The 26,183-nt window shown below is 36.0% G+C and carries 26 protein-coding genes; 9 read left to right on the top strand and 17 right to left on the bottom strand.

Going from position 1 to position 26,183, the window contains the following annotated elements:
* Positions 1-10 precede the first annotated feature (10 nt).
* A complete protein-coding gene (locus H4J70_RS12410; RefSeq protein WP_259366450.1) occupies positions 11-199 on the top strand; it encodes a hypothetical protein in 189 nt (62 codons plus the stop codon).
* On the opposite strand, the gene H4J70_RS12405 is transcribed toward H4J70_RS12410, so the two are convergent.
* The 3 genes from H4J70_RS12405 to H4J70_RS12395 are packed head-to-tail and all read right to left on the bottom strand — an operon-like array spanning position 200 to position 2,584.
* Positions 200-538, bottom strand: coding sequence for a HopJ type III effector protein (locus H4J70_RS12405; RefSeq protein WP_182222109.1), 339 nt, complete (start codon positions 536-538; stop codon positions 200-202).
* A 29-nt stretch (positions 539-567) separates the two neighbouring features.
* Entirely contained in the window at positions 568-1,707 is a 1,140-nt protein-coding gene (locus H4J70_RS12400) for an RNA polymerase sigma factor (protein ID WP_182222108.1), read from the bottom strand.
* 1 nt (position 1,708) lies between these two features.
* A complete protein-coding gene (locus H4J70_RS12395; protein ID WP_182230467.1) occupies positions 1,709-2,584 on the bottom strand; it encodes an alpha/beta fold hydrolase in 876 nt (291 codons plus the stop codon).
* A gap of 197 nt (positions 2,585-2,781) precedes the next feature.
* On the opposite strand from H4J70_RS12395, the gene H4J70_RS12390 reads away from it, so the two are divergent.
* Positions 2,782-3,021: a hypothetical protein gene (locus H4J70_RS12390; RefSeq protein WP_182222105.1), complete on the top strand. Its 240-nt coding sequence runs from the start codon at positions 2,782-2,784 to the stop codon at positions 3,019-3,021.
* A gap of 259 nt (positions 3,022-3,280) precedes the next feature.
* Here H4J70_RS12390 and H4J70_RS12385 read toward each other — a convergent pair whose 3' ends face one another.
* From H4J70_RS12385 to H4J70_RS12360, 6 genes are all read right to left on the bottom strand, one after another.
* The gene (locus H4J70_RS12385) at positions 3,281-4,198 is read right to left on the bottom strand and encodes an ABC transporter permease (protein WP_182222104.1); all 918 of its coding nucleotides are present in this window, start codon (positions 4,196-4,198) and stop codon (positions 3,281-3,283) included.
* Positions 4,195-5,055: an ABC transporter ATP-binding protein gene (locus tag H4J70_RS12380; RefSeq protein ID WP_182218584.1), complete on the bottom strand. Its 861-nt coding sequence runs from the start codon at positions 5,053-5,055 to the stop codon at positions 4,195-4,197. Before H4J70_RS12380 ends, H4J70_RS12385 begins: the two co-directional genes overlap by 4 nt.
* Positions 5,052-5,408 carry a GntR family transcriptional regulator gene (locus H4J70_RS12375; RefSeq protein WP_182218583.1) on the bottom strand — a complete coding sequence of 119 codons (357 nt, stop codon included), beginning with the start codon at positions 5,406-5,408 and terminating at the stop codon, positions 5,052-5,054. The genes H4J70_RS12380 and H4J70_RS12375 overlap by 4 nt, the downstream gene beginning before the upstream one ends.
* A gap of 251 nt (positions 5,409-5,659) precedes the next feature.
* Positions 5,660-6,049 carry an acyl-CoA thioesterase gene (locus tag H4J70_RS12370; RefSeq protein WP_070376128.1) on the bottom strand — a complete coding sequence of 130 codons (390 nt, stop codon included), beginning with the start codon at positions 6,047-6,049 and terminating at the stop codon, positions 5,660-5,662.
* A 135-nt stretch (positions 6,050-6,184) separates the two neighbouring features.
* The gene (locus H4J70_RS12365) at positions 6,185-7,663 is read right to left on the bottom strand and encodes a VCBS repeat-containing protein (RefSeq protein WP_182230466.1); all 1,479 of its coding nucleotides are present in this window, start codon (positions 7,661-7,663) and stop codon (positions 6,185-6,187) included.
* A 532-nt stretch (positions 7,664-8,195) separates the two neighbouring features.
* On the bottom strand, positions 8,196-9,080 hold the full coding sequence (locus tag H4J70_RS12360) for an alpha/beta hydrolase (RefSeq protein ID WP_182222102.1): 885 nt from the start codon (positions 9,078-9,080) through the stop codon (positions 8,196-8,198).
* Between the two features lie 295 nt (positions 9,081-9,375).
* Between H4J70_RS12360 and H4J70_RS12355 the strand changes: the two genes are divergently transcribed.
* On the top strand, positions 9,376-11,826 hold the full coding sequence (locus tag H4J70_RS12355) for a DUF748 domain-containing protein (RefSeq protein WP_182230465.1): 2,451 nt from the start codon (positions 9,376-9,378) through the stop codon (positions 11,824-11,826).
* Between the two features lie 170 nt (positions 11,827-11,996).
* Here H4J70_RS12355 and H4J70_RS12350 read toward each other — a convergent pair whose 3' ends face one another.
* Complete coding sequence (locus tag H4J70_RS12350) at positions 11,997-12,638, bottom strand: LiaF domain-containing protein (RefSeq protein ID WP_070376125.1); 642 nt, start codon at positions 12,636-12,638, stop codon at positions 11,997-11,999.
* Between the two features lie 196 nt (positions 12,639-12,834).
* On the bottom strand, positions 12,835-13,608 hold the full coding sequence (locus H4J70_RS12345) for an ABC transporter substrate-binding protein (RefSeq protein WP_182230464.1): 774 nt from the start codon (positions 13,606-13,608) through the stop codon (positions 12,835-12,837).
* Positions 13,609-13,762: 154 nt separating this feature from the next.
* Between H4J70_RS12345 and H4J70_RS12340 the strand changes: the two genes are divergently transcribed.
* From H4J70_RS12340 to H4J70_RS12330, 3 genes are all read left to right on the top strand, one after another.
* Positions 13,763-14,080, top strand: coding sequence for a DUF2956 domain-containing protein (locus H4J70_RS12340; RefSeq protein ID WP_070376123.1), 318 nt, complete (start codon positions 13,763-13,765; stop codon positions 14,078-14,080).
* Between the two features lie 226 nt (positions 14,081-14,306).
* Complete coding sequence (locus H4J70_RS12335) at positions 14,307-16,178, top strand: GNAT family N-acetyltransferase (RefSeq protein ID WP_070376122.1); 1,872 nt, start codon at positions 14,307-14,309, stop codon at positions 16,176-16,178.
* On the top strand, positions 16,175-17,131 hold the full coding sequence (locus H4J70_RS12330; RefSeq protein WP_070376121.1) for a histone deacetylase family protein: 957 nt from the start codon (positions 16,175-16,177) through the stop codon (positions 17,129-17,131). The genes H4J70_RS12335 and H4J70_RS12330 overlap by 4 nt, the downstream gene beginning before the upstream one ends.
* A 68-nt stretch (positions 17,132-17,199) precedes the next feature.
* On the opposite strand, the gene H4J70_RS12325 is transcribed toward H4J70_RS12330, so the two are convergent.
* From H4J70_RS12325 to yegD, 5 genes are all read right to left on the bottom strand, one after another.
* Positions 17,200-18,150 carry a DUF808 domain-containing protein gene (locus H4J70_RS12325; protein ID WP_070377206.1) on the bottom strand — a complete coding sequence of 317 codons (951 nt, stop codon included), beginning with the start codon at positions 18,148-18,150 and terminating at the stop codon, positions 17,200-17,202.
* Between the two features lie 214 nt (positions 18,151-18,364).
* Positions 18,365-18,703, bottom strand: a complete 339-nt coding sequence (hpf, locus tag H4J70_RS12320; RefSeq protein ID WP_070377205.1) for a ribosome hibernation-promoting factor, HPF/YfiA family — start codon at positions 18,701-18,703, stop codon at positions 18,365-18,367.
* Positions 18,704-18,828: 125 nt separating this feature from the next.
* The gene (locus tag H4J70_RS12315; RefSeq protein WP_070376120.1) at positions 18,829-19,173 is read right to left on the bottom strand and encodes a YajD family HNH nuclease; all 345 of its coding nucleotides are present in this window, start codon (positions 19,171-19,173) and stop codon (positions 18,829-18,831) included.
* 121 nt (positions 19,174-19,294) lie between these two features.
* Positions 19,295-19,972 (bottom strand): hypothetical protein, encoded by a 678-nt coding sequence (locus H4J70_RS12310; RefSeq protein WP_182171239.1) that lies wholly within the window; start codon positions 19,970-19,972, stop codon positions 19,295-19,297.
* A gap of 101 nt (positions 19,973-20,073) precedes the next feature.
* Positions 20,074-21,432 (bottom strand): molecular chaperone, encoded by a 1,359-nt coding sequence (yegD, locus tag H4J70_RS12305; RefSeq protein ID WP_182214996.1) that lies wholly within the window; start codon positions 21,430-21,432, stop codon positions 20,074-20,076.
* Positions 21,433-22,020: 588 nt separating this feature from the next.
* On the opposite strand from yegD, the gene H4J70_RS12300 reads away from it, so the two are divergent.
* The 3 genes from H4J70_RS12300 to H4J70_RS12290 all read left to right on the top strand — a co-directional run bounded on the left by H4J70_RS12300 (position 22,021) and on the right by H4J70_RS12290 (position 24,967).
* Positions 22,021-23,133: a DUF3083 family protein gene (locus H4J70_RS12300; RefSeq protein WP_182222098.1), complete on the top strand. Its 1,113-nt coding sequence runs from the start codon at positions 22,021-22,023 to the stop codon at positions 23,131-23,133.
* Between the two features lie 137 nt (positions 23,134-23,270).
* Positions 23,271-24,236 (top strand): 23S rRNA (adenine(1618)-N(6))-methyltransferase RlmF, encoded by a 966-nt coding sequence (gene rlmF / locus H4J70_RS12295; protein ID WP_182251219.1) that lies wholly within the window; start codon positions 23,271-23,273, stop codon positions 24,234-24,236.
* 8 nt (positions 24,237-24,244) lie between these two features.
* Complete coding sequence (locus tag H4J70_RS12290) at positions 24,245-24,967, top strand: tRNA (adenine(22)-N(1))-methyltransferase TrmK (protein WP_182222096.1); 723 nt, start codon at positions 24,245-24,247, stop codon at positions 24,965-24,967.
* A 157-nt stretch (positions 24,968-25,124) separates the two neighbouring features.
* On the opposite strand, the gene hppD is transcribed toward H4J70_RS12290, so the two are convergent.
* Positions 25,125-26,180 carry a 4-hydroxyphenylpyruvate dioxygenase gene (gene hppD, locus H4J70_RS12285; RefSeq protein WP_070376113.1) on the bottom strand — a complete coding sequence of 352 codons (1,056 nt, stop codon included), beginning with the start codon at positions 26,178-26,180 and terminating at the stop codon, positions 25,125-25,127.
* Positions 26,181-26,183 lie beyond the last annotated feature (3 nt).

The following is a 26,183-nucleotide window of genomic DNA, read 5'->3' as shown; positions in this document are numbered from 1 at the left end:
GAAATTAATTATGAAAACAGCGTTTGATAATTTAAGAAACAATCCGCTCCATCAATACCAAAGCGACACTAATGGCGAAAAACAAGTCGTGAAAGTTTATTTTGGTGAGTCACTTATCGCCAAAATGATCAAACTAAAAAAATCTGTTCGATATTTTGGCGTAAAAGGTTACGAACAATACCTAATAGAAGAGGCATAATTACGAAAGCGCAACACCAAAAAAATTAATACCTTGCCAGCCCTGCTTAATGAAGTTTCTAATATTTCCGTGATCTGTCCCCGCAGAATTCAACATAACATCCTCGCGGTAATAATGACCAAAACACGCCAATGTTGCTTCTTTAGATAGCCCCTGTAATTGTGCAAAAGCAAAAATTTTACATGAACCTTCATTCGTGCCTGACAGATTAGTTAATTCACCATTTTCAAATGCACATGGCTGATAATGGTAATTAGCAGAAATAACCGCCATCACTTCATTAAATTCAATCAGTTCTGGGGTAGCATTTACCTTTTCAAGTAACTCATTTAATTGCATAGTGTTCCTATTTAAATCTATATTTTTTATTACCAAAAAGTCGCAAAACGGCCGCTATTGTATAAACCAACAAGTAAACCTGAACCACCCCCCAAGAAGCCCATTATCAAGCCGAACTGGCACCATAACTTATCTTTTTTTGATTGCTTAATCAAATCAGTGTCACTTAATTCTGTTGTAGCAATCGAAAGCCCCACGAGTGTGTTCACTTGTTGAGTTGAACGATAAATAAAATAAAATAATGTTATAAAACATAAACAAGGCATACCCCAACCTTCTGTGAATTCATAACTTAACGTGAAAAAAATACCACTGAGGAACAATTGAAAAGCTGTTTTATTACGTAACACCTTAAGCTGAGCTTTTTGTTTTTCATCTACCATCTTTTCAATGACTTTGGACATACCAATATAACTTGCCACCATACCGAGTAAAGCGCCTATCATTGCGCCTCCTAAAGCCAATAGTACTTTTACTAACCAATGGCTTTGACTACTCACAATACTTTTCGTGACAACAGCTGCAGCAACAGGTGAACTCACTGAAAGTCCTGATAAAACTAACGCCGTTAAACCTAACGGGCTCGTTGATAAAATAACTTTGCCATAACGTGCTAAGACTTGTTCTTTTATTAATGCTCGTACGCGGCTTAAACGTTTTCTAACCGTCGCTTCGTTTAAACCTAATAGCAGAGCTACACACTGGCTACTTTGCTGCTCTCTGTAATATAACAAAACAATTTCTCGACTCTCGTCGGGTAGCTCTGCTAATAGCGTTTGAATTAAAGTATTTTGTTCTTCGCGCAGTAAACTTGCATCGCCCGAATGACTTGGGTCAACAAGTGTGGCAAGTAAAATATCGGTTTCATCACCTTTTACGTTACGGTTAACCTTTTCGTCTCTTATATGATTTAACGCGGTGTAACGGGTGATTTGTCGAACCCAAGGTAAAAAGCTTATATTCTCTTTAAGTTGGTTGATTTCTCGCCATACTTTAATGAAAACTTTTTGGCTCACATCTTCACTGCTATCGAGATCTTTGGTAATAGCTAAAGCAATAGCGCCTACGGTATTTGTTAGTTGTTCAATTAAACGGGTAAAGGCGAGTTGATCCCCCGATTTTGCTAGTGCGATATCAGGAAGTAATTGTTGCTCATCAGTAAATAGCATTTTATAACACCCCCTGTAAGAATATATCTGTTTGTGCCATTAACCATTTATTATCATCCCACATAATAAAATGTCGAGCATCAATGTTGGTAATTAAATGGGCATTAGGCACATTTTCTATTTGTTGTTGATATAACACGGTAGCAAATCGTCGAGATTCTTCATCGGTAAATGCACCTTGCGCAGCAATAAGCAGTAAGGGCGTTTTCACTTGCTTTAATGGCTCTCGTAAATCATTGAGTAATAAAAAATGCAAAGCTGAAGCCACTGTTTTTTGATCAGACACTTTTGCCATAGCAATAACCGCTTGCTGATTTTCTATTGATGTGGCTTGAATAGCAATGGTTTGTTTAGTCATATCAGCCATTTGCTGAGCCGTTGCTTGTTGATACATACTTCGAATGTAGTCAGCTTGTCGTTGCATATCTTTTGGTATAGTCGCAGGTGTTTTTGTAAATATTGGCGCAATATAAGGTAAGCCGTCCACCGCAATAATGGCAGAAAATAGTGCCTCATTTTTTATCGCTAAACTATAAGATAAAAAAGCCCCTAAGCTATGCCCTATTAATACTGATTTTTGTAATTGATGTTTTTGTATGTAGCTCAATAATTCAGATTTTACCGCGGGTATAATATTATCTGCACTAGGGCATGGGGCTGTCGTTGCAAATCCTGCAATACTCACCGTATGCACCTGATAATTTTTTGCTAGATATTCTTCACTTTTCTGCCAAACCTCGCCGTTACTCATTAGTCCTGGAATTAAAATTATCGGTTGTCCTTCACCGTGCACCTCAACACTAATGCAACTTTCAGCTTTGGTATTCAGGCTTATCGAAATCACGAGTACGGTTAATATTATATGTACTATATTCATCATTTTTCCTTGTTGTAATCGATAGGAAGACAGAAACTTCCTATTTCATTACCAAGACACCATCACTTTTTATTTCGTGACATTTTTTTAAATTAACTTTCGAAACCTCATGTAACATTTGTAATTAATTTGGCTATAGAGTGAATAAGATAACTTTGCTAAGCTAATTCATATTGAACAAAGAAGAGAAATAAAGCATGAAGATATTTCAAAATAAAGAAGTGCAAGGTTTGTGCTTATGTCTTGCCGTAATGGGGTTAACCTATACACTGTTATTAATGGTTTTAATTTTATTTACGGGTATAAAGTTATATAAAACAGTGATTATTGTTATCACGCTTTCAAGTATACTTTTTACACTAGGGCTCAATAAGCAGGTTAAAAATCGCTTAAAGCTACAAGTTGAAGGTTTTTTTGCAAAAATAGTTACCGCTTAATTTATCTTTATCACGCTATAGTATCAACTATAGCGTATCTAGTTTTCAGCAAGAATAACCGACTCCTTACCTGTTCACACATTAATAATTTATTCTGCTACATTTAGAATAGAACTGCCTCAAGTATATTTAACAACAAATAATAACTCATCTTTATTCTGGTTAATTAATTTAAACCATAAAAAAACTGCATCACCAATATATTGAATATGTTGGTGATGCAGATTTAAATAATAAAGATTAATGTTCTGTAATTGAGTTACACCTCAGCTTTATTCTTTCTTAACCAATATGTGCCATAAAGTAATGAAATACCCACTAATACACTTCCTATATTTAATTTAGTAATAAGTGCTTGCAATGGTACCGTTCTGGCAAAATTTTCTTGCCCTTGCACAGATTCAACAAATTGTGATGAAAGTGAGAAATACTCTAGTAATAAGCCACCTATATAGAATTGCGATAAATGGAAGTAGTGCACGACAAAACCTTCCACTAATAAAACAACGGCGACAGGTAATATTGCCCATAAAAATGGGGCTTTCTTCGCATACATAGACGCTAACATTAACCATGCAAACAAAGGTAACATCCAAATAGCAAGAGGAATAAGGTGTAACCAAATAAGTGATACTCCACTTAAAATATCAGCATCAACCCACAATGCCCATAAGCTAGCATCGTAACCAACCGACAATATAATGCAAACTAAAAACGCTAACAAAAGAATCAAGCACAAAGTAGCGGTTGCGGCGCCTAAAAATATAGCTGGAATTGCCAAGGCTCCGGTAATTAATTTGGCAATAATTGCTGTGACATCAGAAACAGGTAACGAGCGCCAAAACATAATAGATAAATCTCTGCGTTCATCAAATAGACAGACAGTAAAGTAATAAAGCTGAATGATTAACGCCACCACTAAAAAGGGTGCAAATAAAGAAAGAGCCATTACAAAGAATAACTTAGGAATCATCGGCGCATGCTCAGCAGAAAAAAACTGTTCAGGGAATGTCGTTAAAAACTGAAATAAGTCACTAAAACTTTCATTACTTTGCATAAAAATAGCGAGAGGCATCACGATGACCAAAGCAGCGATAACCATGGGCACCCATTTTAGAATATTGCTAAATTCCCATAATTCTTTTTTAATTGAGGTTGTTAATACTTTCGTGTTCATGAACATATCTCCTTGGTCATCACGCCAACAAAAATGTCAGCTAAACTCGGTACACTTATTTTACCCAACGCTTGTAAGTCCTCATTTTTTTGATTGTCAAAAAGCATGGTCGTTAACCCCATTAAACTATTTGAAAAGAGCGGTTTAAATTGCTTTGCTTGCTCGATATTGTCCTGAGTTACGGTTAACAATGTAAAACGTTCACGAATATTTTCAGTGCTTTCAGCTATAACAATTTTACCTTCTTGAATAAAGGCAACATCTGTTAAAATATGCTCAATTTCTTCAATCTGATGCGTAGTTATAAGAATACATTTATCTTCCGTATAAAAGTCCTCTAATAAGTGCGTATAAAACTGTCTACGGGTTAAAATATCTAACCCCAACGTTGGTTCATCTAAAACAAGCACTTTAGCGTCTATAGCTAACACTAAAGATAAATGTAACTGAGTAACCATTCCTTTAGACAAAGCCTTCACTTTATCATTCATATCGATATTAGTTTTTGCCAGAAATGTACGTGCCTTTTCAATATCGAAATTAGGATGAACATCATTCATGTAGCTTAATGCTTGAGTAACTTTTAACCATTTGGGCAATATAGCGACATCTGAAATATAGGCGACATCGTTAAGCATCTTTTCACGGTCTTTTCTTGGATGATGGCCAAGAACATTAATGTCACCTTCAAAATCAATTAAACCTAGCATCGATTGAAGACATGTGGTTTTACCCGCACCATTAGGACCAACTAAACCAACAATTTGTCCTTTATGAATACTTAAGCTCACATCAGACACAACATGTTTCTTACCGTAAGATTTGTTTAAGCCTGTTATAGAAATCAATTCATTCATAACTTATCTCCTGTTAGCAACTGCTCAGCAGAAAGTTTTAATCGCGTTATTTGTTTTAATATTTCTGGCCATTGCTGAACCAAGAAAGTTTCGCGCTCTCGATCAAGCATTAGCTCTTGCGCTCCTGATTTAACAAATAAACCTTTTCCACGCTGTTTTTCTACAACTTGTTCATCCTGTAACATTTGATACGCCTTAGAAATAGTAATTGGATTCACTTGATATTCTGCAGCCACTTTTCGGACTGATGGCAATGCTTCGCCTTCTTTGATATAACCATCGAGAATACGAGCAACAACTTGCTGGTATAACTGTAGGTATATCGGTTTTTCATTATCCCACTGAGGTGTCATAATATTTCCTAACGGTAGTTATGCTTAAGTTCTGTTATTTATGTTTAAATAAAAACAATACATGTGTTATACACCACCAACACACTAACACACAAGAAAAATATCTAGATAAAATAATCTACATATGTAAATAAATATTTCAAAATGATTCTTTAGCGGAGTAAAATCAATAAAAAAACTAAAAAAATCAACAGGAAATGTTGATTTTTTATGACAGGGATATTTTTGATGAGAATCTAAACTGGCGTGATTTATTCGGCTTCTTGAGCTTGTAAAGCTAGTAAGGTTTTTCCATGTGGGATAGGTGCTTTAGTTTCAGGGTCGACTTGTACAAAGACAATATCATCAGCTAAACAGATGGTCTTTTTAGTAATTTTATTACGCATTAAACAAGTGATTGTTATTGACGTTTTCCCCACACTTTTGGTTGATAATCCAAACTCAACTACATCACCCTGCACGGCTGGTGATTCAAAATTTATCGCACCAATATGTTTAGTCACTAAACAGTTAGTCTCTAATTGACAAATAGCAAAAATAGCAGCCTCTTCATCAATCCAGGCTAATGCGCGGCCACCAAAAAGTGAGTTTGCATAGTTTAAATCATTAGGAAGAACCAATCTACGGGATAAAAAGCGCATAATGTGACCTTAAAAATTGTCATGATGTTATTCATAGCACCATGACATTGCTAAAAAAGAGGGAAGGCTTTTGATTTGCTTGCAGCAAAGAACATCGGCATTCACCCGTGATAGTATAGCGAACTTTAGTGTTAATTAACTCGCTGATAACCATAATGTCAGTTTATTTTCGCCCACTTCTTTCTCTTCATCTTCATCATAGTGGGTGCCATATAAAAAGAGGATGTCTGCTTTACCATCATTATTAAAATCTTTAATTTCAGTGCGGACACTTTTAGGTAAGGAAATTTCATAATCAGCGCCACGTTTAGCAAATAAACGTTTGCCTTTAGCCCCCGAGTAGATGGTAAATTCTTTATCATCAGTTTTAAGGATCAAGTCATTAATGCCATCACCATTAAAGTCGCTAACATCGGTTAGTGCCTCACCGTCACTGCCAGAATTAATTGCTATTTCAACTTCATTTTCATAAACAGGCTTTTTTACATACTTACCGTTTTTTTCCAACTTATAGAAGCGTAAATCCATATCTATAGCACCAGACATTGCCGACATCATAGTACCTATGCCCATTTCAACACTTAAGGTGTAATAATCTTTCAAGCCATCACCATCAACATCTTTAAACTTTATCATACCTTCACCATCAAAAGTCGCATGACCATCAGCTTCCTTTTTGTACTGCATCAGACCATTTTCTATGAACCCATAACGTATCATCAGGTGATTAGTTCTAGACATCATGCCTTCTCGTACTGACTCTTTGGTGACAATATCAACGAGCCCATCACCATTTATATCTTCAATGGTTTCAAGCTTTACAGAAGCACTTTTTTCACCTTGCTGTTTTTTTATCTTAGAATTCTTATTTTCTAAATGTGCATTTAAGTTAATAACCATGGGATTATGATCAAATAACTGAGCAGGTGTTTGAGCAAAGACCATCAATTGATCATCAATTTGGAAGGCGATATCTTTTTTGTCATCGTGATTAAAGTCAGCATGGTAAAAATTTTGTGGGGTAAATGACAGACCACGCCCTGACTTTTCAATACGAGGTGATATAGCAAAGGATTGCTGAGTAAATGCTCCCGTAGCGTTTTGCAAATATATATGAGTTGTATCTAAACTATGAGTAATAAAATCGCTTAGGCCATCCTGATTAAAATCGTGGACAAAATCACCAAAGTTTACGTCAAAAGTTCCTTGGTATTTGTATAAGGTATCAACGTCTATCAATTTACTGATGGTTTTATCTTCTAGATTGTAAGACATCACCGCATTAGTTGTTAAGTAAACAATCACTTCGCCTACTTGCTTCGCCAATGTTGCTTGATTAAAGAACTGTGCGTTTTCTGGAATATCAATAATCTGTGCTTGTTCAACTAATCCACTCTCACTGATACGGGGATAATAACTAAAGCGGTTATCATCATGAATAAGTAGATCAACATCACCATCTTTCTCATTTAGATACAGCAACTTCCCTGTTATTTTGTGCTGCGAGCTTTGCTGAGATTTATTAAAATTTAATTTATTAGCTTTTGCTAGAAGTAGAGGAGAAGCTAAAGTCGTTAATAATAAAACCATCGTTATTGTTGCTATCTTTGACATAATAATCCTTTGGTGTCTGATTTATTGCTAGCCTTTATCCCCACCTAAGTGAACACAAAGATATTGAACTAATATTGATTACAAATAATTAACATAGTTCAAATTTAATAGCATTATCCTCTAATACCAAGTAATAAATGGTAACAATGGCTGTTTTTACAAAGTTGAGCTGCCTGACCTATCATTTAATAAGGATGAGTTGTGCTTGTCGTTATGTTGATTTTATCTTTTACTAGGGTTATTAAACAAAGTATTTATCTAGGATTAATCCTAGATAAATACCTTCCACAAGGTTATTCATTGATAACACCTTCATGTTTACGCATCACATCATTTTATGTTGTCGGTAGGAAGGTTAGAGGAATAGCTTTTACCCTTACAGCATTCAGTAAAGGCGATTGCAGCAACTTTTTAAGTACTAAAGTATAGGCTAAATATCTACACTGAATTAATAACATTATTGACTTAATAAGGTATCGGATAAAAGGTTATCTGTATAACCACTTAAAAAACGACCTAACGGTTCGGTAAGTCAGTGAGATTTTAACCATTTTACTAACTGTGGATAGTGATCAATTCTAGCATTAGGATGAGTGAGGATATTAATGTGATCGTAATTTTGCATATTCCCTGAAGATTTTGACAACAAAGTAAATTTCGCTTTCGGATTATATTCTTGAATGAAAATATTTACATCGCTAGCATGTCCTAACACTTTATCTTTACTACCAGTAAAGTGCCATGTTGGGGGCCAATCAATTGACTTAGCTGCTTGAAAGTAATCAAAACCATCTGTCGTATCATGCCAAGCACTTTTTTTAACCCAAGCGACGCTATCGGCTAACGATTGTTCGGTTTCATTATCAGAGCCAATACCATGCTTTTTAGCATCTAAAAATCCTTTGTTCCTTGCCAATTTAGGGGCGACATTATTCCAAACAATATCCACTTTAAACATTTTTTCTAAACTTTTTACCGTCACCATGCGCTTGGTACCAAAACAAGTTTTACTACGAATACGTTCAATTATTTTAGGAAATCTGGCCAACGTACTCGCCAATAAAACCCCTCCCCAGGAATGTGCAACAAGATGAATTTTTTGTTGTGTGACTTGAAAAATGTAATTTATAAAATGTGGAATATCTTCAGTGATCGCTTCAAATTGACCATGTACAGCATGTTTATCAATACGAGGCGTGCTTTCACCACGGCCACGTAAATCGGCGACATAAACATCAAAGCCCTGCTCTGCTAAGTAGCATGCTAGACCTTTACCTTTTTTAGTATAAAAAATAAGGCCATTTTCAATAGCACCATGTAACATAAAAATAGGCGTACCGCCCTTTTGTTGCCAAATATGCCTTAAATGAAGTTGATGATCTCCATGAGATAAAAATAAAGATTCTTGATTTGTCATAGGATTATTAAAATGTTCGTGAATAGAAGAAAACAAAGGTCAGACCAGTTAACAATCAGCATACGGTGTTGGATACTGTTGAGCAACAAAAATAACTTAACACTTGGATTACTGGTAAGATCCCAACCATAAGACTAGACAGTCGATAAAAAAGTCAATAACCTACTCACATTTACAATATTATTGCCGTTAAGCATCATTTGTGTAACAAGAACATGATGCAAAAGTATTAAACATCCGCTTCATTTAATGAATAATAATTTTAATAACAACAGCTCCCTAAATTAGGAAAACTATGTCTTCTTCGATAAAAACCTTAGCTAAGGTAATTAAGTTTGTCGGCTTATTTATTATTGCTCTTTTGCTAATTATCTGGCTCTCTTCACCATTTGTTAGTCGACATTACCTAACTAAATACCTAAATGAGCAGCAGCTCACCCTAGCTGATAAAACAGCCATACGTTATAACCCTTTTTGGTCGAATTTAAATATACGAGAACTAGAAATAGTCAGCGTAGAAAATATCGATAAGCCCCTTATATCGTTAAAGTCTTTAAACGTTACGGTGAGTTTATTTAAACTATTAACTGATACTTTGTATGTTTCAGAGTTTGCTATTGATGGCTTATATCTAGATGTTAATTTAAATGGTGAGGCACCGGTTATTGGTGGCTTTGTTATTGCCAATAATTCAAACGAGACTAAAACATCCATCGAAACACCTACAGCACAAACAACAGATTTAGCAAAAAATTCAAATAATGAGGTCGCCAATAATTATCAAGTTTCATTACCCTATTTTAGCCTTTCCAATGCTATTTTTAATCTAGGTATTGAACAAAGCCAACAAGAATTTATCATTAATTCACTTGTTATAAAAAATGTACTTGCCTCGACAAAAACACAACAAGCAGAGCTTGTACTTAATGCTTTAATTAATAAGGCCCCTTTGTTTTTAAAATTAAATGCCGATTTGACTTCAGAGCAGCGTAAAATAAGCTCTGAAATAACCTTGTCTGAATTAGCACTCACCCCATTACAGCCGCTGTTAACCGCTAATAGCCCCGAGCAAGAACCACTAACAATGCAGGGTTCTATCAGTCTTAATAGCAAGCAGTCAATTTCTATGTCGACTGCTGTCACCGACATTAACGTTGAAACCTTTGAGTTAAAAACAACTGACTTTAAAGCGACACAAAAAAACAAAACGCTTGCACTTAATATTTTTCCGCTAACTTTAGAAAACTTTTCTATTGCGCTTGTTAATGAACAAGCGCCTAAAATAACCGGCACCGCTTCATTAAACATTAAAGATTTAAAGGCCTATGAAGGTGAAGGCGCGCAACTATTAGCTAAAGTATCAGCAATAAAACTTGATGATATTGCGGTGACTACAACAGAGTCATTAATAACTGCCAATATCAAAAATCTGATTATTGAGCAAAGTCTATTTGCTGAAAATACCACAGATGATTTTCCCCCTTTAGCCCAATTCAAAAACCTAAGTATTAATGATGTAACTGTCTCTCAGCAAGGTCTATTCATCGATACGATTAACCTATTAGGTTTAACTATTGATACCAACTTAGACGAAGAAAAAAATATTACTGGCTTACCCACTTCACCAAAAGATCAATCGCCCGTTGCCGAGCCGCTAGCCAAAACAATTAATTCACCAAAAACCATTGAGGGTGAAGTAGAAAGCGAAGAAAGCTTATTTTTATTGTCACTTAATTCTTTTTCATTTGGTGATAGCGCCGGTATTACTTTTATTGATCGCAGCACAAGTCCTTATTACAAAAGAGCATTTAACATCACAACGTTTAACGCTGGCCCTTTTGATAACCAAAAGCCACAGCAAGAAAGTAATTTTATCTTAACCGGTAACAGTGATAAATACGCCAATTTCAACTTATCTGCCGTTGCTAAACCTTTTAGTAAAAAAGATTATTATAAATTGAATGGTTTCTTCAAAGAGGTCAGCTTGCCTTCATTATCGACTTATATTGCGCAAGCACTTAACTACGAACTTAAAAGCGGTCAGCTTGATGTCGATCTAGATGTAACCGTTGATGATAAAAAAATTGCTGGCAAGACCAAGTTATTTTTAAGAGGTGTGGAGCTAGGTGCAGCAAACGATCATGAAACAGGCACAGTGAAAAGCCAAACATCGATACCTTTTAACATTGCCTTAGGGATGTTAAAAGATGGTGATGGCAACGTAGAGCTAGATATTCCGTTGAAAGGTAGCACTGATGATCCTTCTTTTGGCATGAGTGGTTTTATTAATTTACTGGTAAAAAAAGCAACGATGTCTGCTGCTAAAGAATATTTGATCACTACCTTTGTGCCTTACGCCAATGTAGTTACTGTTGCTATGTCTGCGGGTGATTACTTATTAAAAGTTCGTTTTAGTGATTTAAACTTTCCAATAAAAGAAACACAATTAACGGCTCAGCAAAGCCAATTTTTGGCTCAATTTTCAGCCCTGATGACAGATAAGCTCGATACACAATTAACCTTGTGTGCTATTGCAACACCAGAAGACATTGATAAACCGTTAGGGACTAAGATTACCGACATAGATGATATAAAACAATTGGCTGAAATTTCTGGGCAGCGCCTTGAGGCTTTTAAAGATTATATGGTAAAAGAGCACGGCATCGCCTCTTCTAGGCTGTTACTTTGCTCACCAAAAATAGACTCTACTAAGGGTGCTAAACCAAGAATTACCTTTACAGACTAACTATTTTATTAGCGAATAAAAAAACGCTGACACGTAATGTGCCAGCGTTTTTATTTATCTATTAGGAGATTATCGCAAGTGCCTTTATTAAACGTTTCTCTACCAAAATTAAATTTACTTTCCTTGAGGAATAAAGCCGTTAATTTAGCGTTGAAATAACATCATCTAGGCTAATAAAATATATCTTTTAACCCATTAGCAAAAGCGGTGAAACGTTCTTTTAAGGTACGTTTCAGCTTGATATCTAGTGCACCAAATAAAACTAAACCTTCAACATATATTGTTGGTGCATCAATATAATCAGTTGATGGCGCTTTATTGTCAATGCCACCAAAAATACAAAAAGCTTTCGAAACAACTTTAACATTTTCAGGTACGAATATATCAATTCCGCCAAACAAACAAAAAACTTTCACCGTAACTTCACGCTGAGTAAAAATAGCCTCACTAAAGTCAATATCACAACCACCAAAGACACTTATTGATTTAATTTCTTTAGCGACTCGCCATTCACCACTGCGGCCACTTCCGCTAAAGATATTAATAAGTAAATCACTGTCATCTGTTGGCGTTGAAGAATAATTAAAGCGAAAGTCTTCTTTTTTCTTCTCGATATATTCTTCGTCAACTTTTAAGTCTAAATCAGCAACAAGTGAAACAAGGTCTTCATTAGATTCAAAAGCCATTGCTTGATCTAATCGCCTTTCAAAAGCTTCATGTGAAAGTTCACCGTGACTATAGTTCATCACTAATTGGTCAACCACCTCTTCTCTTACTTTGTCGGTAGGTCTATCTGCAATGTTAACGGCCATATTATTATTCCTTTAAACAGTTAAAATATTATTAAAATATTATTAAAATGAAAGCAATAAACAGACCATTAATAATAATGTTAAATTACAACACCCTACATATCCACGGTAATAAATAGACAGATAAAACATGATGATTTAGTATTTTTAACCAATATCCATGTAATTCAACCAACCCATCAAGCAATAACAAGGTTTATTCTTTACAGTCATGGTCAAAATTTGGTGCTAACTCATCATAGGATATATTAAGTCTATTTATCAAATCGGAGGAGGTATTAAGGCTACTCGCTAAATATAAATTACGCGTTAAGTAATCAATAGGAAAAATAGGTTCTATCTTGTCCGCATAGGGTGAATTGCTTTCAATGAGCGATGCAAAGTATGTTGATGAGAGAACGATCAACTCAACACGGTCGAAGGCTAACATTTGAATAAAATTATCGTTATTATATGAAATGGATAGATTTTTTTCAGGTTCAAAACCTAGTCTTAATAAATACTCGGCTGAAGCTTGCCCTTTTTGTGCAGCAATAAGATAATTTTTTGCTTCTGCTAATGAATTAACTTGAATATCAGGCCTAGTTTTTAAGCGATAAAATGAAAATTCTATCGAACATAATGGTGCTACCCACCGAAATAAAGACTCCCTCTCTTGTGTCCTTAACAGCGAAAATATAAAAATATTGGGTTGCGTTAACGCTAGTTGATAAGCCCGTGCCCACGGATATATCTTTATCTGATAATCAATAGAGGAATGATGAAAGAGCAATTTTACTTTATCAGCAGACAGCCCACTAAGCTCACCATTTTCATTGATAACTTGGTAAGGTGGATAAATTTCAGATACAACCTGAATGCCAGGTGACTCCTGTTTGAAGGTTTTTACTTGATTTTCATTAGATGCGTAACTATCGACATTAATAAAGATAAGTAAGACAAGTAATTCTCTTTTAAATAATAAGGTCATACAATTAAAAAATCTTCATTCAAAGTTCAACAAATACCTTCGCTGGCATACGCATGGTTTATCACTTTTTAAAAGTTAAGATAAGCCTTGCTCAACAGGTGAGGTTCTTATAGATTCATCCTTATGATATTAATATTAGACGATAATAAATAAAATGTTAGATAAACACTCTCCTGAAGTACAAGAACAAGCAATAAAAATAGCTAAAAGCATACAAAAGCCTAAACAAACGAAGGAGCAGACTAAACTTATTGCCCAAGGTATTGAGAAAGGTATTGCTGAATATAAGAAGCAGCAGAGTAAAAAATCTCGCATACGTGATAAGGCCAAAAAATCATTACTGAGAGAAAAGAACAATCAAGAAAAAAGCACTGAAGCTTGCCCTCAAGAGATACCACCTAAAAGGGCACTTTACTTACCTTGGTTGCTTTTAGTCATCAGCTGGATTGGTTTTATTCTTTTCAGTCAATGATGATAAATAAATTGATTACTTTTATAACCAAAAAGTATCTATCTCAATGTTAAAACCCTTTAATTTTTATTTAAGTATAAACAACAAAATATTCACACGTTAAGACTAAGGTATAAGACCATAGACAATAACGTTACGTTATACTCAATTGCCTTGATTTTAATCAATAAAGCCTTTAGCTGTTGCGGCATACTTTATTTATCATCATTAATGAGAGTCACTTACTATGTCATTATTCGACCAAGATAAGAAAACAGTAAAATGGGAACAATTCTTAAAATCAGGTAATCGCATTTTCATTGGCTCTAATGCCGCTGTACCAAACGCCTTAATCGACGATTTAATTGCCAACAGTGCAAAATTGCATGACATTGAAACGGTTCATATATTAACGCTTTCAGATAATAAGTGGGCAACACCTGAGCACAAAGATTTATTCAAAGTAAATGCGCTATTTATTGGTGGTAAAAATATTCGCGAAGCTATCGCAGAAGGCAGAGCTGACTATACACCGAGCTTTATTTCTGATATTCCCCGTTTATTTCGTGAAAATGTTTTACCACTTGATGCGGCATTAATTATGGTTAGTCCGCCAGATGAATATGGTTATTGTTCACTTGGCGTGAGCGTAGACATAGTGTCGTCGGCAGTAAAATCAGCAAAATATGTTATTGCACAAATCAATTCAAAAATGCCACGAACGAATGGACATAGTTTTGTTCATGTTAATCAAATTCATGCTTGGTTAGAGGCAGATCAAACTCTTCCTGTTTTAGCACAACCGAGTATTGACCGAGTGGCAGAGCAAGTAGGTCAATATGTTTCTATGCTCATTGAAGATGGCTCAACCCTGCAAATAGGTATAGGAAAAATTCCTGAAGCGGTCTTACGCTATTTAGCGAACCATAAAGATTTAGGCATTCATAGTGAGATGATCTCTGATGGCGTAATCGACTTAATACGTTCGGGTGTTATTAACAACCGTAAAAAGACCTTCCACAAAGGAAAAGCCGTGTTAACTTTTTGTATGGGAACGCAGCGACTCTACGATTTTGTTGATGGTAACCCCCATGTTGAATTCTATCCTTCAGAGCATGTTAACTCTCCGGTAAATATTGCTAAAAATGATAATATGGTTTCTATTAATAGCGCTATAGAAGTAGATTTGACTGGTCAGGTCGTTTCAGATTCTATTGGTTATCAATTTTATAGTGGTATTGGTGGTCAAGTCGATTTTGTACGTGGCGCGTCATTGAGTAAAGGTGGTAAACCCATTATTGCGCTGCCCTCGACAACAAAAGATGGAAAAACCTCTCGTATTGTTGCCCATATTACCGAAGGTGGTGGTGTGGTCACTTCTCGCGGTCATGTCTCTTATGTTGTTACTGAATATGGTATTGCTTCATTATTAGGGAAAAGTATCCGTGAACGGGCATTAGAACTTATTCGTATTGCTCATCCAAAATTTCGCGAGCAACTTTTAAAAGATGTCAGGAAAAATTATTGGGTGCCAGAATATCAAGAGAGCTCGCCAACCTCAGTACCTGAATTAGGCGAAATAGAACTCAAAAAATTTACCTTTGAAGACATTAATTATTATTTACGCCCCTTAGCTCCCGCTGACGAACGTCGTTTACAGGAGTTTTTCTATTCGCATACCAAAGAAACCTTGATCATGCGTTATAACCATCATGCCACACAAATGACCCGTGAAAACGCTTGTAAGTTAGTCAGTGTCGACCAACATAAAGATTTAGCCTTGTGCTTTACTCAGCGCACTAATTTAGCTGATGTTATCCATGCCGTTGGTCGCTACTACTTCATCGAAAGTCATAATTGTGGTGAAGTAGCTTTCGTTATCAGCGAGCATAAACGTGGTAAAGGAATGGCAAAAACCTTATTAGATGAAATAATAAAAATTGCTACCCTACGTAAGCTAGACAAGCTCATTGCCTGTGTAAGACGAGATAATGCGCCAATGTTAAAGGTCTTTGAAAAAGCAGGATTTCTTCGGAAATATTCTGAAGAGATGGACGAACTCAATTTAGAATTACAATTAACAGCATCAACAATAGCAGAAATAGAGGAACAATCATGACAGTAGGTGTAATTGGTCATCATAAATGTAATGGGCACAGTATGGGGGATTATCATCCAGAAAGCCCAAAAAGACTGGGGGCGATTCAAGATCAGTTGATCCGCAGTGGTCTTGAATATGTTATCCGCCAATATGATGCTACACCTATCGACCGAGATCTCATTTCACTTGCTCACGATGACAAGTATATCCAATATATTTTTGATAATGCTCCAAAAACAAGCGATCAAGATGCCATTTTTCGCCTTGATGATGATACCAGCATGAATGCTGATACCTTACCAGCTGCCTTATTATCGGCTGGTGCAGCGATTAATGCCGTTGATTTAGTGATGGATAAAACCTTAACGGCCGCTTTTTGTGCTACGCGCCCTCCTGGGCATCATGCTGAATATGATAAAGGTATGGGGTTTTGTTTTTTTAATAATATTGCTATCGCAGCCGCTTACGCAAAGAAAAAATATAAACTAGAACGTGTCGCGATCGTAGATTTTGACGTACATCATGGTAATGGCACCGAAGATATTATTAAAAGAGCCACCGCTAATGGCAAAGAACAAGGTTACTTATTTTGTTCAAGCTACCAGTACCCTTTTTATCCTTTTGAAATGCAAGAAAGTGATACGCCACCTATTATCAACACCCCCTTACCTGCCACTTGCAAAGGCCCTGAGTTTAGAGCGGCGATAAGTAAGCATTGGTTGCCGGCTTTAGAGAAATTTAAACCGCAAATTATTTTCATTTCTGCTGGTTTTGACGCTCATATCGAAGATGAAATGTCGCAAATTAGCCTGACTGAGTGTGATTACCGTTGGGTAACGGATGAACTTAAGACCATTGCTGATAAGTACAGCGAAGGTCGAATAATATCAATGCTTGAAGGGGGCTATGCTCTAAGTGCTTTAGGACGAAGTGTCGTTGAACATATGAAAGGTTTAATCAGTAATCAGTAATCAGTAATCAAGCATGTAGCTGAATATTTTTAAACATCAGCTACATTAAACTAACCACAGAAAACATATTAATGGGCTTTTTTAAGTGACTTTACTAATGTTACGACTAATAACACTAAGCCTCCGGCAATAATACCTATGATACCTTCGGTTAATATCGGTACTATAATTTCAGCGATCGCCCCAAAAGTGTTCGCCAGAAATTCAACCAGATGATGTACCTGCTTATGCAACCATGAAAAACTATGGACCAAAATACCACCGCCTACCAAGAACATTGCAATAGTACCAACCACTGTCAGCGTTTTCATTAATGCCGGGGCAAAAATAAGTAAACCGCGCCCTAAAGCTCGTTGAATGGCATTAAAGCGCCCCGAAACAGACTTTCTTAATAAGTATAAGCCTAAGTCGTCAAGTTTAACGATAGCGGCAACAAGCCCATAAACACCAAAGGTTATTGCTAGGGCAAGTCCAGAAACGACCGCAACTTGAACTTCAAAGGCAGCCTCTTGAACTGTGCCTAAAGCAATAACAACAATTTCTGCTGATAATATAAAATCAGTGCGGATGGCACCTTTAATTTTTTTCTCTTCAAAGGCGACTAAATCTACGTTTTCATCGGCTAAAGCTAACAACTTTTTTTGATGTGCCTCTTTTTGATCTTGAGATGAATTATCATTATGTTGGAAGAATTTATGGAAGACCTTTTCAAAACCTTCAAAGCATAAAAACAGCCCGCCAATAACAAGCAAGAGAGTAATTAAGGGCGGCGCAAAAGCACTAATAACTAAAGCGGTAGGCACAATGATAAGTTTGTTTAACAGCGACCCTTTAGCAACAGCCCAAACTACCGGTAATTCACGTTCAGCTTTAACTCCTGAGACCTGCTCAGCATTCAGTGCTAAATCATCCCCTAATACGCCAGCTGTTTTCTTTGCTGCGACTTTTGATAAGATAGCGACATCATCAAGTACTGTTGCAATATCATCGAGTAAGGTTAATAAACTTGATCCGGCCAATGGTTTCTCCCTGTTTACGCTGCCAGTTATAGACATCATCGTTATTTACCATCCACAATGGAAGGTCTAAATTTGTCGGCAGCTAAAATAACGTGCAACAAGCACTATTGCAGCAAAGACTAGGATGCCTAAAGCTGTTATCAACATTTTCCTGAACATAAAAAAGGCTGCTCATAGCAACCTTTGTTAAGATAATAAACTAATTCGATTACATTTATTCCACAGGTAAAAATGCATCTGATTGTTCAACTTCATATTTTTTATGTAATTTTGCAGCTAAGACACCTTTGCGGTGAGCGAGGGCTGCTTCCATCTTTTTAGCGGCACTTGCAATAGCAGCGTACAACTCTTTTCCTGATGCCGTTACGGAGATCTCATTACCTTCATAGTGAGTAGAAACTTCTAATTTTTGTTGATGAGGCTCGACGGTAATAATTGCGCTAATAGAAGTGAGACTTGGGTAATGCTTAGCAACTTTTTTAAACTTGTCCTCAATTGACTGCTGGATACCTTCAGTAATTTCAACATGGTGACCGGAAATATTTATTTTCATAATGTTACCTTTTACTAAGAGAAAATTGTCTTCAGTTAATATACTCGGGGTTATCTCGGTAAAACACAATGGTAATTTTGTAAAAAAATGAAAAAAAATTGTAACCATATTGAAATATAAATAAATTACTTCTTAAGCATTGATTTCAAGTCAGCAAATGGATTATAGGTTGCCGTATCTTGATTAGTATCACCGGCAATAACTTCTGTTTTATATTTAGCGTGATCTGTATATTTAGCGTGCTCGTTATCGTGACAGTAAATACATAACAGTTCCCAATTACTTCCATCATTTGGATTATTAGTATGGTCGTGATCAACATGATGCACAGTTAACTCCATAAGGTTTGAATAAACAAACTCACGAGCACAGCGGCCACAGACCCAAGGAAATAATTTGAGGGCACGGTCACGATAACCCTTTTCTTTGGCTTTGTAATTGAGGCTTGCGCCTAAGGTATCAGATGACATAATTAAGCAATATGAAAGTAAACATAAACCATTGTAAAATGCTGCTTAAATATGTTCAATGTCTATTTCAATTCAATTCAATTCAATTCAATCAACATAACGCTTCAAAGGCTTAACGCATTTAAATGACTTCAATCTTATATTCAATATCCTGCATCATATGTCCATGTACCGAATTATCATGATGGTACTGGGCATTAAACTTTAACGTATGAACACCTTTAGCTAAGGGGCGCAACATTAACCAATAGCCATCAGTAGCAGAAGGATAAACTTTTTCTGTTGCTTGTGTTTTCGCAAGTAATGCGTGTAAATCAAAACACTCTTTTGATTTTATTCGATTATTACGGATATTGGGAATAGATTGGCCATCGAGTTCAGCATAAACAAAATACAACTCTCCATTGTTTAATGCCGCTTCTTGTTTTACTTCATCACAGGTTTTACTGACATTTTGTTCTGGCCAATACGCCATATTAATAATAGGAAAGAAGATATGTTTACCATAAGGAATAATGCAATGCCGCTTTATTTTCGAGGTGCCATAACCACCGGCTAAAAACCAAACATTCCCTTTTTGATTAACACCGCAAAACTCTCCCGTACTATCACGCACCGGAGAGCTTCTATCACTCATTGTTTGGGTCCATTGCCACCAAGTATTCGCATATTGATCAAGTGATTTACCGGCAATGCTCTCATTAACGCCAACAACTATCGGTTGATAATTATTAGCTAAGCCACTGAAGGTGAAAAAACTATAAATAAAACAAATAAAACTTAATGTTTTAATACACATATCAATTCCTTTTTAAATGTAAAACCAGTCACAACTCCACAGTATTGTTTTTAACATTGTTGACACTACTATTACAAGATAATTGCAGTGAAATAGTCATGCTATTGAAATACTTTTTCAGCCCAGCGCGCTAAGCCAACGGTTACACTGCCAAAGTGATCGCCAGCAATCACCGGCGTATTTGGCATTTGCTCACGTAAAAATTGGTTTAACACCGGTGACTTTGCTGAGCCTCCAGTAACAAAAATCACATCAGGTTGGCAATTAGCTTGCACCACACATTCATTCATCAATTGAGCAATTTGCTTCAATTGTGAAGAGCTTGCTTTCAACATCAAGGCACGATTAACTTCTACTTTTAAATTATCAGCTAATTCATCTAGGTATATTGGCTGAGAGTCTTGTTCGGTTAAGCCTATTTTTGCTTGCTCTGCACCATTAACAATAAGGTGACTTAATTTTTGCTGGTGAACCTTTAACAAACGGGAGAATACCTCAGGCTGTTTAGCATCGCGTTGCAGCGTTTGCAAATAACGATAATTGGCTTGACTGTAAAAATTAGTTTGCTCGTTAATATTATTAATGGCCACAGCTTGATTAAAACTATTAACAGGCATAGGTTTACCCGTTTTTAACGTATCATTCATCCCTAGGCTTGGCATTATTCCCTTGAGCGCTAATTGAATATCGAAATCATTACCACCAATACGCACACCGGTGTGCGCAAGCAAGTGTTGCTCTCTTGAAGTACTGCTTTTAAATTGTGGTCCCATCAATAACATTGAGCAATCAGTAGTACCACCACCTATATCAACAACCAAAACTTTCGTTTCTTCTTGCAAACTTGCTTCATATTCAAAACCAGCGGCAACTGGCTCATATTGAAATTCTACACTCTTATAACCGACTCGTTTAGCTGCATTAGTTAATATCGTTAACGCTTGACGATTACTTTCTTCACCTTTTAAGCCTTGAAAATTAATCGGTCTGCCAATAACAGTCTGCGTTATTTCTTTTTGCTGGTTTTCTTCAGCCAATGTTTTTATGTTGCTCATCATTGCAGCAACAATATCTTCAAACAAGTTAATTTGGCTATCAACCAAACCACTCGCCCCTAAAAAGGATTTTGGTGACTTAATATAATAACCTTCTTCAGGATCTTCTAAGTATAGATTCAGCGCCGCTTGGCCAAACGATAATTCACTAGGGATGCCATCGAGCTTTAGCTCTCGTAATACATTCTGACCCCTTTGTAACGGACCAACCCGTTGTTGTTTGAACAGGAGCTGTTGCTCTTCACTTAATTGTTGACATAACCAATGAGAAATAATGTCTCGACTTGGTGCGTATAGTGTTGAAGGAATATACTTACCATGTTCGCCTAAAGATAATATCTTCGGCTGGCCACTTTCCATTACTGCGACAGCACAATTTGAAGTACCGTAATCAAAACCTATCATTGTTTATTTATACCACTGAGTCTAAAAGGGGTCGCGTAGCATACTGGGCAAGTGAGTAATTTTCAACTCATTAATAAATTTCAGTGATGTAATCGGTTTAATAACGCGGGTATTTACATTTTATTCAGTTGGTACCAATGACATTAAATAATAATCTTCAGTACAATTAAAAATAACTTTATTTATCTAATACTTTTGTTTAAAAACGCCTTAGTTAATTAACTGTCTCTTTTGAACATGATTATTACGACTATCAAAATATATTTTTCTCAGTGGATATAAATGTGCCACACCGTATGTTTTACCCACTAAGTCCTGCGCATTAGGTGCTCATTTGCAAAATGCGCTACTTAATAAAAAAAATGAGCTTAATAGTACATTTACTTTTTAGTATTTTCATCGGGGTATGCTCTAATAATAAAATGGCTATTAGTTCACTAACTTGCTGATATTTATTTACCCTCGAAAATTTTTAAACGTGAGGATAAAGTGATCATACTCCAAATTTTTGTTTTAGATCATGTGAATACAGACGCTTCTTGTTATAATGCCTTTAAGATTTATGACTCTATTTAATAAGGAAATAAAATGCCTATCTCACGTTCTCGTAATAATCAGCATAAAGTATACATTCCGTCATCTGCGCGTACTAATCACTACTTGTTAGTTAAATTCCCACTGACTGACGAGTTAATCAGCCTAAACAATCAATTAATTGATCGAACTAGTGAGCAGCCCTACCAGCGTCTATATCAACATTTAGCTGACAGTTTCTTTGACGTGAATAATAAATTAGACATAGAAAGTGGACAATTTATTGCTAACGGAAAATTTGCTCGTATCCGTTATAGCCCAGAAAAATTAACCGTACAAACTGATGAAGAAATTCTTTTTTTGTACAGTCCACGCAACCATTACAGCCAAAACACTTACATTAATGGCAAAAAGCGCGTGCGAGTTATTACACTGGTATTTTTAGCTAATGGTGACGATGTTCGCCAAACCTCAGCAGAGTTTCATAAGAATGTTCTGCTCGCTTTAAATGAGTTTATTGACGTTAACCACATTAATAAATCAACAGTAAGAGTCTGTGATCACCAACATTTTACTTATGATTTATTCTCTAAAGATAAAGGCGTTACGGGTACACAAACCCATAAATTACGTACTTTAAAAAATCGCTATGCCGCTGATGATATTAGCTTGCCAGACAAAAGAGATGTACTTACTTATGTAGTGGCTGATTTACCTATTAACCGCCGCATCAAAGAACTACTTAATATTGATAAATCAAAAGAGCAACCTTATCAACCACTCTATGATTTAATCAGCCATGCTTTTATTGAGTCGGCTAATAAGCAACATTTATTCGAAGGTGCTATTTTAGCTAATGGTTTAATACCTATCGTCAGAAGTCGTTTGGAAGAAAAGCATAAAGCTGCAGGTGAGTTACAAAAATTAAGCTTCAACCCATTTGAACCTAATAATAACTTCACCTTACATTTTGCTGGCGATTGCTTAGTTGATTCCATACAATTTGTTATCATAGCAACAGAAGATCATAAAACGAGTCAAGGCTATGGTAAATTCCTTAATTTAGCTGAACAAGCACTGCGTTCAACTGCTGTAAAACTAGGCTATGTTAATTCGAAAGAAGAATTAGTCATCCGCTTACACCAGCACCTAGGTTATGACCTTTAAACCACCCAAGTAAAGATGATGCTATTGACGTTTGTCGTATAACCTTTATATACGACAAACTTATCATTTATTATCATGTGGCATGGCTATAAAGGAAATGTTAAAATGTTAGGGATATTTATTTGTAGAGAAAATTCGTGCCATTAAAACAAAACCTTCATCCAAGCAACCGCCATAACAACGGTTATGATTTTTTAGCACTGTGCCAGTCGTTACCGACATTAAAACCCTTTGTTCATACCAATAAATATCAGAACTTATCTATTGATTTTGCCAATGCAAAGGGGGTAAAAGCACTTAATCAGGCATTATTGAAATATCACTATCAAGTAAATCAATGGGATATACCTACGGGGTATTTATGTCCACCTATCCCTGGCAGAGTCGACTATATTCATTATCTTGCTGATTTATTAGCAATATCACTCCCTGCAACTTCAACCTTAAAGGAAAGCAAAGTATCAGTGCTTGATATAGGCGCTGGGGCAAGTTGCATTTATGCTATTTTAGGTCAACGTGAATATCAATGGCAGTTTACTTGCACCGATATAGATCCGACGTCCATTAAAGTTGCCAAGCAAATAATCGCTGCTGACAAGTCGTTTAAAAAATCGATTACTTGTCGCTTACAGCCGAATTCATCACAAATATTTAATGGCATCATTGAAGAAGATGATCGCTTTGAATTAACCATGTGTAACCCTCCTTTTCATCGTTCATTGGCTGAGGCAACAAAAGGGTCAGCTCGGAAAGTCAAAAATTTAGCGGCAAATAAAAAAACGTTCAACCCCTCGCTAACAACCAGTCCCAGTGTACCGTTAAATTTTGGCGGTCAAAATGCGGAATTATGGTGCGAAGGTGGCGAGCTTGCCTTTATTAATCAGATGATAAAAGAAAGTAAATCTATCCAAAAACAAGTGCTATGGTTTACCTGCTTAGTGTCAAAAAAAGACCACATTAGCCAACTAAAGCAGACGCTTAATAAGTCGAAAGCCAAACAAATAAAAGTTGTAGATATGGCGCAAGGACAAAAAATCAGTCGTTTTATTGCTTGGAGTTTTCTCGATGAAAGCCAGCAAAAAAATTGGTTTAATTTGGTTTAAGCACGCAGATGAGAAACATTAGTCAACGATTGCAAAAAATAGATAATATGGTCAGTACTCACTATCAAAGCATTTGGGATTGTTGCTGTGATCATGGTTTACTGGGACTAACATTATTAAAGCGCCAAACAGCTGACACCGTGCATTTTGTCGATATTGTTCCCTCATTAACCACGCATCTTGAATCATTATTACAAAAGCACTTTAGTGCAGACGACTATATTCAAGCTTGGCAGGTCCATTGTATTGATGTCGCAAAGCTACCGTTGGCAATACAAGATAAACAGTTAGTTATTATTGCTGGCGTTGGTGGAGAGCTACTCATTAGTTTTATTGAAAGTATCATCACTAATTTTCAGCAAAACTCGCTCGTTCCCCCAACAAGCGAAATAGAGTTTATCGTTTGCCCCGTGCATTACAACTACCCTGTAAGACAAACCCTAATAGCTCATAATTTTATTTTACTGGATGAATGTATCGTTACTGAAAACAAACGTTGCTATGAAATTATCCATGTCAAAAAACAGTTTGGTGCATCTGCCGAAATTGATAATCCTTTAAATAAAATATCACCTACCGGTGATAAAATGTGGGATTTGTCGATTAAATCACATCAACAATATTTAGCGAAAACCATTGGCCATTATAAGCGTATGTTACTGGCCGCAAAAGATAATGAGAAACAAACGATTAACCGTATTATTGAACAATACTCTTCCCTTACAACCTAGCTAAGAAAACCTTAAAACAAATCTTGATTAATTTGTATTACATCTAAGTTTATTCGTTAAAAATCAAGTAACTAAGCCACTTAAACAAACGCAAAATAGCAACAAAAAAGGCCTACATAAGCAGACCTTTAATCATTATACCGCTAATTTATAAAAATTAAACGGTACCTTTTTCCATTTGGTTAAGCTCAATAGATTTAAACAAAGCGGTAAAATTGCCTTCTCCAAAACCTTGGTCGTCAACACGCTGAATCATTTCGATAAAGATTGGACCAAAAATATTTTTAGTGAAAATTTGTAATAAATACGAGTTTTCTTTTTGGCTATCGACAAGAATTTGATGATCTTGAATGCGTTTATGATCTTCTTTAACCCAAGGAATGCGTTTAAATACGTCATCATAATACTCAGGGACGATATCAAGGGTATCAATAATATTTTTATCTAACTTGTCTAAAGAACCAACTAAGTCATCACTGATAAAGGCTAAATGCTGAACACCAGGACCGTTATACTCATCTAAGTACTCATCGATTTGGTTATTCTTCTTACCCTTACCTTCATTAATTGGTAAGCAGAAAGTGCCACAAGGCGATGCTAACGCGTATGAAATTAGTGCAGTTTTCTCACCTTTAATATCAAAGTAGCGCACATCGGTAAAGCCAAAAATATCTTTATAGAAATTAGCCCAATGCTCCATCGTACCTTGATGAACATTGTTCGTTAAATGATCAACACGTAAAAAACCTTTATCTTCGTTAATAACCGGAGCGTCAATCGCTTCAAAGTCATCTTCGTAGATAGAACCCGGATTAGTCGTTGATGCTGCAAATTTCTCAATAAAATAAATTAAACTGTCACCAATACCAAAAATAGCTGGATAGGGTAATTTGTTGTCTTCGTTAGCCGCAGATTTAGCACCACGCTTAATCGCTTCTTCAAAAGCAAAATCAGCATCGTCTACACGCCAGCCCATAGAGCAAATAGCAGGACCATGGCTTTTAGCAAATTCTTTTGAAAAGCCTGCTTTTTCATTGTTTAATAAAAAATGAATATCATTTTGATTAAAGTAATCGATATCACGACCTTTAAACTTTTTCGTTTTTGAAAAACCAAAACCATAAAAAGCGTTTTCCATAAAATCTGAATCGGGTGTCGCATATTCAGTGAATTCTATACCACGAAGGTTAAGTGGATTTTTTACATCAGTCATGTT

Source organism: Colwellia sp. BRX8-9, from assembly GCF_014077245.1.
In the GTDB taxonomy this organism is placed as follows: domain Bacteria; phylum Pseudomonadota; class Gammaproteobacteria; order Enterobacterales; family Alteromonadaceae; genus Colwellia_A.
This window is presented reverse-complemented; position numbering and strand designations above follow the sequence as displayed.